At 68.4% G+C, this 11,475-nt stretch carries 11 protein-coding genes and 2 tRNA genes; 6 read left to right on the top strand and 7 right to left on the bottom strand.

The window, feature by feature from the left end; translation table 11 throughout:
• The first annotated feature begins 81 nt into the window (after positions 1-81).
• Entirely contained in the window at positions 82-858 is a 777-nt protein-coding gene (locus tag G6N31_RS02805) for an MmpS family transport accessory protein (RefSeq protein WP_098003381.1), read from the top strand.
• On the opposite strand, the gene G6N31_RS02800 is transcribed toward G6N31_RS02805, so the two are convergent.
• Complete coding sequence (locus G6N31_RS02800) at positions 855-2,174, bottom strand: MFS transporter (protein WP_098003380.1); 1,320 nt, start codon at positions 2,172-2,174, stop codon at positions 855-857. The genes G6N31_RS02805 and G6N31_RS02800 overlap by 4 nt on opposite strands.
• Before the next feature lie 25 nt (positions 2,175-2,199).
• Between G6N31_RS02800 and cmrA the strand changes: the two genes are divergently transcribed.
• Positions 2,200-3,006, top strand: coding sequence for a mycolate reductase (gene cmrA / locus G6N31_RS02795; RefSeq protein ID WP_098003402.1), 807 nt, complete (start codon positions 2,200-2,202; stop codon positions 3,004-3,006).
• Between the two features lie 13 nt (positions 3,007-3,019).
• Here the strand turns inward: cmrA and G6N31_RS02790 are convergent, their stop codons facing one another.
• Entirely contained in the window at positions 3,020-4,582 is a 1,563-nt protein-coding gene (locus G6N31_RS02790; RefSeq protein ID WP_098003379.1) for a helicase HerA-like domain-containing protein, read from the bottom strand.
• An 82-nt stretch (positions 4,583-4,664) separates the two neighbouring features.
• On the opposite strand from G6N31_RS02790, the gene orn reads away from it, so the two are divergent.
• Positions 4,665-5,312, top strand: coding sequence for an oligoribonuclease (gene orn, locus G6N31_RS02785; RefSeq protein ID WP_163722006.1), 648 nt, complete (start codon positions 4,665-4,667; stop codon positions 5,310-5,312).
• Between the two features lie 27 nt (positions 5,313-5,339).
• A tRNA-His gene (locus G6N31_RS02780) sits at positions 5,340-5,412 on the top strand.
• A 58-nt stretch (positions 5,413-5,470) separates the two neighbouring features.
• Here G6N31_RS02780 and G6N31_RS02775 read toward each other — a convergent pair.
• Positions 5,471-6,688 carry a L,D-transpeptidase gene (locus tag G6N31_RS02775; protein ID WP_098003377.1) on the bottom strand — a complete coding sequence of 406 codons (1,218 nt, stop codon included), beginning with the start codon at positions 6,686-6,688 and terminating at the stop codon, positions 5,471-5,473.
• Between the two features lie 158 nt (positions 6,689-6,846).
• On the opposite strand from G6N31_RS02775, the gene G6N31_RS02770 reads away from it, so the two are divergent.
• A tRNA-Lys gene (locus G6N31_RS02770) sits at positions 6,847-6,922 on the top strand.
• A 46-nt stretch (positions 6,923-6,968) separates the two neighbouring features.
• Here G6N31_RS02770 and G6N31_RS02765 read toward each other — a convergent pair.
• Both G6N31_RS02765 and G6N31_RS02760 read right to left on the bottom strand, forming a co-directional pair.
• On the bottom strand, positions 6,969-7,349 hold the full coding sequence (locus G6N31_RS02765) for a hypothetical protein (RefSeq protein ID WP_098003376.1): 381 nt from the start codon (positions 7,347-7,349) through the stop codon (positions 6,969-6,971).
• Positions 7,350-7,856: 507 nt separating this feature from the next.
• Positions 7,857-8,084, bottom strand: coding sequence for a DUF3618 domain-containing protein (locus tag G6N31_RS02760; protein ID WP_098003401.1), 228 nt, complete (start codon positions 8,082-8,084; stop codon positions 7,857-7,859).
• A 98-nt stretch (positions 8,085-8,182) separates the two neighbouring features.
• Here G6N31_RS02760 and bcp point away from each other — a divergent pair, with 98 nt between their 5' ends.
• Complete coding sequence (gene bcp / locus G6N31_RS02755) at positions 8,183-8,656, top strand: thioredoxin-dependent thiol peroxidase (RefSeq protein ID WP_098003375.1); 474 nt, start codon at positions 8,183-8,185, stop codon at positions 8,654-8,656.
• 4 nt (positions 8,657-8,660) lie between these two features.
• Here the strand turns inward: bcp and G6N31_RS02750 are convergent, their stop codons facing one another.
• Both G6N31_RS02750 and G6N31_RS02745 read right to left on the bottom strand, forming a co-directional pair.
• Positions 8,661-10,052 (bottom strand): MBL fold metallo-hydrolase RNA specificity domain-containing protein, encoded by a 1,392-nt coding sequence (locus G6N31_RS02750; RefSeq protein ID WP_098003374.1) that lies wholly within the window; start codon positions 10,050-10,052, stop codon positions 8,661-8,663.
• Positions 10,053-10,086: 34 nt separating this feature from the next.
• Positions 10,087-11,436: a dipeptidase gene (locus tag G6N31_RS02745; protein WP_098003373.1), complete on the bottom strand. Its 1,350-nt coding sequence runs from the start codon at positions 11,434-11,436 to the stop codon at positions 10,087-10,089.
• Positions 11,437-11,475 lie beyond the last annotated feature (39 nt).

The raw sequence follows: 11,475 nt of genomic DNA, 5'->3' as shown, positions 1-11,475 counted from the left end.
TCTCCGATGACGGCGCCGAGGGGCCCGGCATGCGGGCCGCCTCCCCCGGTCAGCCGGGTACCCTTCAGCCATGAGGTGGATATGACCGATTCACCCTCGCGCGGGGACCAGTGGCGGCCTCCCGGTCGCCAGGAACCGGCGCAGGAGGCGTACGGGACCCCCCAGGGCTACCCGGACCCCGCGTACGCCAGTCAGACGCCGTACGGCCCGGCCTACCAGCCGCAGCCGACCGAGCAGCTGCCCTACGCGTCCTACGGCTACGACCCCTACGCGACGAATCAGTACCCGCCTCCGCCGGGGTACGGCACCGAACCTCCCGAGCCGGATGGGCCGAAGTCGCCACGCTGGTTGTGGATCGTCGCCGGTGTGGCCGTGGTGACGGTCGTCGGTCTGGTCATCGCACTGGTGATCGTCAACAGCTCCCGGCAGGACTCCGTGATGGCGCCGGCGCCGTCGCGTCCGGAACCGACGTTCACCACCCCCAGCCAGCCGGCGCCGACCACGACGATCTCGCCGCGCCGGCCCACCACGCCGGTGGCGCCCATCCCGACCGTCCCGACCACGCCGCCCACCACGCGCGCCCCCGCCGGACCCACCGACACCGTGGTCTACACCGTCACCGGCACCGGCCGGGCCATCAACATCAGCTACGTCGACTCCAACGGACTGCTGGGCACCGAGTTCAACGTGATGCTGCCGTGGAGCAAGGAGGTGGCGCTGCCGCAGCCGGGCGCGGACTCGGCCAGCGTCAGCATCATTAACGTCGGCCGCGAGGTGACCTGCTCGATCACCGTCGACGGCGTGCTCGTCCTCGAGCGCACCGGGGCGGGGCTGACGATCTGCAGCGGTAGCCGCTAACTGCGCCGGGTGTGCGGTGCACGCACGCCCAGCAGCGCGACCAGCCCGAGCACCAGGACCAGCACCAGTCCGCCGAGGCCGGCGCGCTCGCTGTCGAAGATGTCGATGAACAGCGAAAACAACCAGGGTGCAAGGAAGGTCGCGGCGCGGCCGGCGGTGGTGTAGAGGCCGAACGCCATCCCTTCCTTGCCGTGGGCGGCCATCCGGAGCATCAACGTGCGAGCCGAGGACAGCGTGGGGCCGATGAACAGGCACAGCAGCAGACCGCACACCCAGAAGGCCAGGGTTCCCGACAGCGTCCACAGCACCAGGCCGATGACGATCATCGACGTCAGCGACGCCACGATGACCCGTTTGGAACCGACGCGGTCGTCGGCCTGCCCGCCCACCACCGCGCCGAGGGCCGCCACGACGGACGCCGCGACCCCGAACAGCAGCACATCGGCCTGGGACACGCCGTAGACGGTGACGCCCAGCACCGCGCCGAAGGTGAAGATGCCGGCCAACCCGTCCCGGAAGATCGCGCTGGCGCCCAGGTAGTAGACGATGTGGCGGTCGCGGCGCCACTCCGTGCGCACATCGGCCCCCAGCCGCCGGTAGGCGTTGAGGACGCCGCGCGGCCGGTCGCTCTCGGCGGTCGCCGCCGCGGGCACCGTGAGCAGCAGCGGCAGCGCGAACAGCGCAAACCATGCCGCCACCAACAGCATGGCCGCGCGGATGTTCTGCCCGTCGGCGGCGGGCAGCTGCAGCAGGCCACGGGTCTCCCCCTCTCCGGAGACGAAGCCGAGATAGACCACCAACAGCGCCAGCACGCTCCCGAAATAGCCCAACCCCAAACCGAATCCGGAAATCCGCCCCGAGTTCTGCGGGTCGGAGAGCTGACGCAGCATCGCGTTGTAGGGCACGGTGGCCAGTTCGCTGCACGCGGCGGTGCAGGCCAGCAGCACCAGCCCGGGCCACAGGTAGCGGTGGTCGTCGCGGATCAGGCTCATCGACGCGGTGAAGACCACGACCAACCCGGTCAGCACCGCCAGCGCACGGCGCCGGCGCTCCGGGACGTCGACCCAGACGCCGGTCACCGGGGCCAGCAGCGCGACCACCAGCCCGGCCATCGCCAGTGCCCGGCCGAGCCAGCTCGCCGGGCTGGTGTCTCCCGGCAGGTCGTCGCCGACGGCCTGGGTCAGATACACCGAGAACACGAAGGTCACGACGATCGCGTTGATCGCAGTGGCACCGAAATCCCACAGCGCCCAGGCCAGGATGCGGGACCGCATCGCGCCCCCGGCGGACGGCTGGACCAGCCGCGGCTCGCTCATGGATGCCCACGATATAGTCCGGCCCATGCCAGTACCCGCTCCCAGCGAGGACGCTCGCGCGGTCGTCACCGGCGCGTCGCAGAACATCGGCGAAGCGCTCGCGGTCGAGCTCGCCGCCCGCGGTCACCACCTGATCATCACCGCACGCCGGCAAGAGGTGCTCGACGGCCTGGCCGCCCGGTTACGCGAGCAGTACGGCGTCACCGTCGAGGTGCGGGCGGTCGACCTGGCCGACCCGGCGGAGCGCCGGGGTCTGTGCGACGAGCTGGCCGGTCGCAACATCTCCATCCTGTGTGCCAACGCCGGCACCGCGACGTTCGGGCCGGTGGCATCGCTGGACCCCGACGAGGAGCGAAAGCAGGTGCAGCTCAACGTTCTCGGCGTGCATGATCTGGTGTTGGCGGTGCTGCCCGGCATGGTCGCGCGGCGCGCCGGCGGGATCCTGATCTCGGGCTCCGCGGCGGGCAACTCGCCGATCCCCAACAACGCGACCTACGCGGCGACCAAGGCGTTCGTGAACACCTTCAGCGAGTCGTTGCGCGGCGAACTGAAGTCAGCCGGGGTGCACGTCACGGTGCTGGCGCCGGGACCGGTGCGCACCGAACTGCCCGACCCTGCAGAGCAGTCGCTGGTCGAGCGGCTCATCCCGGACTTCCTGTGGATCGACACGCACTACACCGCGAAGGTGTCGCTCGACGGCCTCGACCGCAACAAGATGCGCGTGGTGCCGGGTTTGACGTCGAAGGCGATGAGCGCGGCCAGCGGGTACGCGCCGCGCGCGGTCGTCGCCCCGATCGTGGGGGCGGTGTACAAGAAGCTCGGCGGCGACTGACCGGTTTCGATGGTCAGCGGCGGCGGCGCCGGCCAGTGCCGAAGATGCTGCGGGTGATCTCACGACCGATGGCCGTGCCGGCCGACCGCATCGCGCTCTTGAACGCGGGGCTGTCGAGCACCGTGTCCAGCAACCCCGGCCCGTCGGGTGCGGGAGCAGGCATCGGCGGCACCTCGTACGGTGGCGGCACGGCCACCGGCGGCGACGGATCGCCGACCGGCGCGGGCGGGGCCAGTCGGGCCGCGAGCTGTTCGTAGGCCGACTCGCGATCGACGGTTGTGCCATAGTGCGCCTGCAGCGGGCTGGCCTGCGCGGCCGCCGCGATCGCGGCGTCGCCGATGGTGTCCATCGACGACCGCGGCGCCCGCATCCGGGTCCACGCCACCGGCGTCGGGATTCCCTTCTCCGACAACACGGTCACGATGGCCTCGCCGATCCCCAACGACGTCAGCGCCGACTCCAGGTCGTAGACGTCGGTTCGCGGGTAGGTCCGCACGGTCTTCGACAACGCCTTCTGGTCGTCGGGGGTGAAGGCGCGCAGCGCGTGCTGGACCCTGGCGCCGAGCTGACTGAGCACCGCCTGGGGGATGTCGGTGGGCAACTGGGTGCAGAACAGCACGCCGACACCTTTGGAGCGGATCAGCTTGACGGTCTGCTCGACCTGCCCGAGGAACGCCTTCGACGCGTCGTCGAAGAGCAGATGCGCCTCATCGAAGACGAACACCAGCTTCGGTTTGTCGAGATCGCCCACCTCGGGCAGCGTCGTGAACAGATCGGCGAGCACCCACATCAGAAACGTCGAGAACATCACCGGCCGCGTCGCCTGGCTCCCCAGTTCCAGCAGCGTGACGATGCCGCGGCCGTCGTCGTCGACCCGCATCAGGTCGTCGGGTTCGAGTTCGGGCTCACCGAAGAACGTGTCGGCTCCTTCAGCTTCGAGGTTGACCAGCGCGCGCAGGATCACCCCGGCCGTCGTCGTCGACACTGCGCCCAGCGCCGTCCGCTGGTTCTTGCCCTCGTCGCTGGTCAGGAACGCAATCACCGACCTCAGGTCCTTCAGATCCAGCAGAGGCAGTCCCTGTCGGTCTGCCCAGTGAAAGATCAACCCGAGGGTGGACTCCTGGGTTTTGTTCAGCCCCAGCACTTTCGACAACAGGATGGGACCGAAGCTGCTGATCGTGGCGCGCACGGGCACCGCCAGCCCATCGGTGCCCAGGGACAGGAACTCGACCGGGTACGCCGTCGGTGTCCAATCGTCGCCGGTGTCGGCGGCCCGCCCGGCGATCGCGTCGTCGGGCTGCGCGGCCCGCGACAACCCGGACAGGTCGCCTTTGACATCGGCCATCACCACCGGCACCCCCGCCGCCGACAGCTGTTCGGCGATCACCTGCAGCGACTTCGTCTTGCCGGTTCCGGTCGCACCGGCGACCAGGCCGTGCCGGTTGAGGGTGGACAGCGGGATGCGGACGCGCGCCGTGGGTTCGCAGACGCCGTCGACCACCACCGAGCCGAGCTCCAGCACCGCGCCGTCGGTGGTGTAACCAGCGGCGATCCCCGCAGCGGCATCCGAAATCATGGAACGCACCCTACTCAGACACTGGGGCGTTTCGGCAGGTGCGGACTGCCCGCCGGGAGGCGGGGGCTTAATGTTGAGCGCTGTGCGCGATGAACTTGTGTGGATCGATTGCGAGATGACCGGCTTGGACCTCAAGTCCGACCACCTCATCGAGATCGCGGTACTGGTGACCGACTCCGAGCTCAACATTCTCGGCGACGGCCTCGACGTGGTCATCCGCGCTCCCGAAGAGTCGCTGTCGTCGATGATCGACGTCGTCGCCCAGATGCACGCCAAGTCCGGCCTGATCGACGAGGTGCGCGCCTCGACCGTGGACATGGCGACCGCCGAGGAGATGGTGCTCGACTACGTCCGCGAACACGTCAAGCAGGCCAAGACGGCGCCGCTGGCGGGCAACTCGATCGCCACCGACCGCGGCTTCATCGCCCGTGACATGCCCAAGCTCGACGACTACCTGCACTACCGCATGATCGACGTCAGCTCCATCAAGGAGCTGTGCCGGCGCTGGTATCCCCGGATCTACTTCGGCCAGCCGGAGAAGGGTCTGTCCCATCGCGCACTGGCCGACATCCACGAGTCGATCCGTGAGTTGCGTTACTACCGCCAGACCGCGTTCGTCGAGCCGCCCGGGCCCTCCACCAGCGAGATCGCGGCGGTCTCGACGGCGCTCGGGGCCTCGGCGGCAGCGGATTCCGAGGCGGATTCGGAATCACAGCGCTCCAGCGGCTAGTATGGCGAGGCCGCACGCGCGGCGATGGTGGCTGTAGTTCAGTTGGTAGAGCACCAGGTTGTGATCCTGGCTGTCGCGGGTTCGAGTCCCGTCAGCCACCCCGGAAATGGGGAACGCCGTCTACTCAGGTAGACGGCGTTCTCCTTTTCCCGATCTGACTAGACGGCGGCGTTACCGGCCTTCCAGGTCTCCCACGGAATGTTCCAGTCGCCCAGGCCGTCGGTGCCCGGCAACGTCGAACCCACGGTGTTGACGACTTCGACGATGTCCCCGCGCTTGGAGTTGTCGTAGAACCACTTGCCGTTACTCGTGCTGACGTTGATGCAGCCGTGGCTGACGTTGCTGTACCCCTGGCTGCCCACCGACCACGGCGCTGCGTGGACGTAGATGCCGCTGTAGGAGATCTGGGTGGCCCAGTCCACCTCGGTGCGATAGCCGTTGGGCGAATTCACCGGGACACCGTAGGTCGACGAGTCCATCACCATGTGTGAGCGACGGTCGCCGACGAGGTACACCCCCTGGTTGGTCGGCGTGCTGTCCTTGCCCATCGACACCGGCATGGTCTTGACCACCTCACCGTTGCGACGCATGGTCAGCGTCTTGGTGCTGTCATCGATGGTGGTGATCACCTGATCGCCGATGGTGAAGCTGGTCGACACGTTGTCCTGCCCGAACAGACCGTCGCCGAGATCCACGCCGTAGGCGTTGACCTGGACGTCGACCTTGGTGCCGGGCTTCCAGTACTCGGCCGGACGCCAACGCACCTCGCGATTGTTGAGCCAGTAGAACGCACCCTCGACCGCGGGCTCGGTCTTGACCGAGATCGCGCGCTGCGCGGCCAGCCGGTTCGGGATGTTCTCGTCGAACCGGATGGCGACCGGCTGGCCGACACCGACGACCTCACCTTGGGTCGGCGAGACGTAGGGCATCGTCAGGTTCTCCGGCGAGTGCGTCTCGAACGTCATCTCGCGGGTGGTCACCCCGCCCAGGCCCAGCGATTCGGCGGTCAGCGTGTAGCTCTTGTTGTAGCCGAGCGGCTCCGCGGTCGACCACGTCAGGCCGTCCTTGGACAGTTTGCCCTCGACGGCCTTGCCGCTTTCGTTGACCATTGTCACAGCACCCAGCACGCCGAACTCGGCGCTCACGGTGACCGGCGCATCGACGCTGACCCCCACCGCGCCGTCCTCGACCGACGACTTCAGCCGCGGGATGAGCAGATCGCCGTACGGGGTGCCCTTGTCACTGATCACCTCCGGCTGGGCGGTATCTGCGTCCGACCCACAGGCCGAAAGGCCCAGGACCAGCGCCGGAATGACGGCTACGGTCGCCAACCACGCGCGCCGTCGACCCCGGCTCGCTGTTTTGACCTGCCACATACGTTCCCTCACCTCGCATACGAATCACGCGCCCAGCACATGCTGGGTCGATTCTACGGTGGAATTCCGACAAGGCGGACGACCGCGACGTCGCCGGCGCACCCGCGCGGACAACGCGATTTCATCTCCTGCCGCGGGGCTGTTATTGTCTCACACGCGCGCCGTTAGCTCAGTTGGTAGAGCAGCTGACTCTTAATCAGCGGGTCCGGGGTTCGAAACCCTGACGGCGCACCACACGAAAAAGCCCCGTTCCGCCGAACGGGGCTTTTCTCTTTCCGGATCAGATACGCGGCGTGCCCGGGCCCGGCTGCTGACCGAGCAACGGGTTCACCCCCGGACCGGGCTGCCCGGTGTGCTCGCGCTGATGCTGCTGGATGGCCTGCATCAACGGGTTCTCCCGCATCAACGCGCGGCGGTCTTCCTCGGAGAGCTCGTAGAACGTCCACATCCCCCACGCCGACGGCCGCACATACAGCGTGACCTTCTGCCGCTTACGGGTGTTCTGGGGCAGCATGGCCGGGATCGGGACGACCCGGTCCAGCGAGACGGCGCTGACGAGATCCTGGGCGAGCTGGTCGATATCGGTCGAATCCTGCAGTTCGTAGACCGATGCCTGGTGGCTTGCCTGCGTCGCCCCTTGCAGGGCCAGAAACCACGCCATCGCGCGTCTCCTTTGCTCGTCGGAAATCAGCCGTCAGCGTAGAGGACGAACCCGGTTGCGCGGCCAGCGACCATCACCGGGCCCGTTATTGACCTCTGCGTCGAAATTGCGTGGTATCGTCGCGCCGCCCGCCGAGCTGTGCTGGATGACACGAAGCCGCGCCAGAAGTGGCGCGACCCGCAACGGGCCAGTCGATAACCGCCCGACTCGTCGAACCTTGCATTACCGGGCCTGCGCTGGGCATTAGCATGATTGAATGCTAGAGTCGGTGTTAGCTGACAGGCTCCAGAACAGTCGTTCGACGAGCGTGGCACCCGAAACGAGGAAATTAGCTGATGGTAGGGCGCGACGAGCTGACCTCATCGACGGTCACCGGTGGCGATGCGGTCGACGACGCCGCAGGGCAACGACCGATCGCGGTTCACAGCTGCAGTCGCCTGGGCCGGGTCGCCAACCCGCCCGGGTTTTCCTTCTCGTCCTGGTGGCGGCCCGGCCGTCGCCGCTGAATCAGGGCTGGCGCGCCCGACGCACCACCACCACCAGCACCAGGACGCCGATTCCGGCCAGCGAGATCGCCACCGGGGGTTGTTTGACGAAGCGCAACACCCCCGCCTTGACGTCGGCGACCACCCGCTGCGGGTTCGCCCGGGCAGCGAGGCTGTCCACCGTGACCGCCAGTTGCTCCCGCGCCTGATCGATATCGGCCTTGATGGTGTCGGGATCACGATCCGCCACGTCTGCCTCCACGCCCCGTTCAACAGTGTTGCCGACTTACCCTAGATCAGCCGGAGCGCACCGCCGCGCCCGGCCGACAGATCGGAGGACACGCACCCATGCCGCAGACCCCTCGGCTCGAAGTGGGCGACAAGGCGCCCGAGTTCAGCCTGCCCGACGCCGCCGGAAACGTCGTGAAGCTCTCTGACTACAAGGGACGCAAGGTCGTCGTGTACTTCTACCCGGCCGCGTCCACTCCCGGTTGCACCAAGCAGGCCTGCGATTTCCGCGACAACCTCACCGAACTCAACGGGGCCGGCATCGATGTGGTCGGTATCTCCCCGGACAAGCCGGAGAAGCTGGCCAAGTTCCGCGACAAGGAGGAGCTGACGTTCCCGCTGCTGTCGGATCCCGAACGCACGGTGCTCGAGGCGTGGGGCGCCTACGGCGAGAAGACGATGTACGGCAAGACCGTGCAGGGTGTCATCCGCTCGACTTTCCTGGTCGACGAAGAGGGGCGAATCGCTGTGGCGCAGTACAATGTTCGCGCCACGGGGCACGTGGCCAAACTGCGGCGCGACCTCTCGATCTAGTTCGTCACAGGGTGAACAGCTGGTTCTGCCGCGGAACTGTTGCCGGCCAACCCAGCTCGTGATCGATTCGCCGACGCAGGGTGTCGGCAGCCTGGGGTTCGCCATGCACCACGAACACCCGTCGCGGTGCGGTGACGAAGCCGCGGGCCCAGCGGAGCAGCTCGTCGGCATCGGCGTGTGCGGAGAGCATCTGCAGGTTGGCGACATGCGCGTTGATCGGCACCCACTCGCCGTGGATCTTGACGTACCGTTCGCCGGCTGCGATGGAGCGACCGCGCGTGCCCGGCACCTGATACCCGGTCACCACGATGGTGTTGCGCGGGTCCGGCGCGAATGCCTTCAGGTGGTGCAGAATTCGGCCACCGGTGGCCATGCCGCTGGCCGAGATCACCACCTTGGGATCCCGGCTGGCCGAGATCCGCTTGGACTCCTCGGCATCGCGGGTGTAGGTCGCCATCGCGCACATGTCCTGGTAGACGTGCGGGGGCAACCGATGATCGCGCGGGTAGGCGCCCAGCGGGTCACTGGCGTTGATCGCCATCGGACTGTCGAGATAGATGGGGACGGCCGGCAGCTTTCCGGCCGAACGCAGTTGCCACAGGTAGTAGAGGAGGGTCTGGGCCCGGCCGACGGCGAATGCGGGTATCACCACGGTGCCCCCGCGATCCACCGTCGCGTTGATGGTCTCGGCCAGCGTCGCTGCGGGGTCGACCTGCTCGTGGCTCCGGTCTCCGTAGGTCGACTCCATCACGAGATAGTCCGCGCTGGGCACCGGTTCGGGATCGAGCATCACCGGATCGTCGTAGCGCCCCAGGTCCCCGGTGAAGACGATGCGGCGGCCCTGCCAGGCCAGGTCGACCGTCGCCGCTCCGAGAATGTGACCGGCCCGGCGAAACGTCACCGTCGCGCCGCCCGGCTCGTCGACCTCACGCCCGAACGGGTGGGTGACGAACAGTTCGAGGGCGCGCCGGGCGTCGTCGCTGTCGTAGAGCGGGAGGGCGGGGTGGTGTCTGGTGGCGCGGTGCCGGTTGAGGAAGTCCGCATCGCGCTCCTGGATGGCCGCGCTGTCCCGCAGGATGATGTCGGCGACCGCCGCGGTGGCCTTGGTCGACACGATCGGCCCGCGGAACCCGTCGCGCACCAGCCGGGGCAGGTACCCGGTGTGGTCGAGGTGGGCGTGGGTCACGACCACGGCGTCGATGCCGGCCGGGTCCACAGCCAGAGGCGCCCAGTTGAGCTCGCGGAGGTTCTTCACGCCCTGGAACAGGCCGCAGTCCACCAGAATTCGCCGATCGCCAGCTTGCAGCAGATGCTTGGAGCCCGTGACCGTGCCGGCGGCGCCCAGCGCGCAGAAGGTGAGTTCTGCCTCCCGCGCTCCGCGTTCACCAGAGGACATGTCGCCGAGTCTGTCAGAGAGAGCGCCTCCGCGGCTATAACGCCGTCGAGCCGTTCGCACCACCGAGCCGGGCCAGCAACAGCGCCTCGGCGGTCGCCGCGCGCTCCAACACGCCCAGGTGCAGGCTCTCGTTGATGCTGTGCGCCTGGGTGTCGGGATCCTCGACGCCGGTGACCAGGATCTTGGCCTCCGGGAACGCGCGGGCGAACTCGGCGATGAACGGGATGGACCCACCCACACCGGTGTCGACGGGTTCGTGCCCCCAAGCCTGCCGGAACGATTCCCGGGCTGCGTCGTAGACCGGACCGCTGGCGTCGATCGCGTACGGCTCGCCGAGGTCGCCGGGTGTGACGGTGAGCTGAGCGCCCCACGGGGTGTGCTGCTCCAGGTGGCGGGTGAGCGCGGCCAGGTGCTCACCCGCATCGCCGCCCGGTGCGACGCGCATGCTGATCTTGGCGCGGGCCCGCGGGATGAGCGTGTTCGACGACTGGGCGACCGAGGTGGTGTCGATGCCGATCACCGTGATCGACGGCTTGGCCCACAGCCGTTGCGCCACGGTGCCCGAACCGATCTCGTCGACCCCGTCGAGCAGGCCGGTGTCGGTGCGCACCCGTTCGGGCGGGTAGTCGACGTCGGCGGCGGTGGCCTGGTGCAGCCCGGCGACGGCGACGTTGCCGTCGTCGTCGTGCAGGCTGGCCAGTAGCCGCACCAACACCGTCAGCGCGTCCGGCACCACCCCGCCCCACATCCCGGAGTGCAGGCCGTGATCGAGGGTGGCGACCTCGACGACACAGTCGGCGAGCCCGCGCAGTGACACTGTCAGCGACGGAGTCTCGGTACTCCAGTTGTCGGAGTCGGCGATGACGATGACGTCGGCAGCCAGCAGATCACGGTGCGCGGCCAGCAGCCGCGCCAGCGACGGCGAACCCGACTCCTCCTCCCCTTCCACGAACACGGTCACGCCGACCGGCGGATTGCCGCCGTGCGCCCTGAACGCGGCGAGATGAGTGGCGATGCCGGCCTTGTCGTCGGCGGTACCGCGGCCGTAGAGTCTGCCGTCGCGTTCGGTGGGCTCGAACGGCGGCGAATGCCATTGCCGGGCATCGCCTTCGGGTTGGACGTCGTGGTGGGCATAGAGCAGCACGGTCGGCGCGCCCGGGGGCGCGGGGTGGCGGGCGATGACCGCGGGGGCGCCGCCCTCGGCGACGATTCGTACGTCGTCGAACCCGGCCTCGGACAACAGCTTCGACACGGCTTGGGCGCTGCGTCGGACTTCATCGCGGCGCGCGGGGTCGGCCCACACCGATTCGATGCGCACCAGGTCCTCGAGGTCGGCGCGCACCGCCGGCAACACGTCGCGGACCCTGGCGATCAGATCAGTCATGCCGACCAGGTTAGTGCGTCGCCGCCGCGCTACGAGCGG

Source organism: Mycolicibacterium duvalii (assembly GCF_010726645.1).
Classification (GTDB): Bacteria; Actinomycetota; Actinomycetes; order Mycobacteriales; family Mycobacteriaceae; genus Mycobacterium; species Mycobacterium duvalii.
The sequence above is the reverse complement of the archived record's forward strand: the minus strand, read 5'-3'. Positions and strand labels throughout refer to the sequence as shown.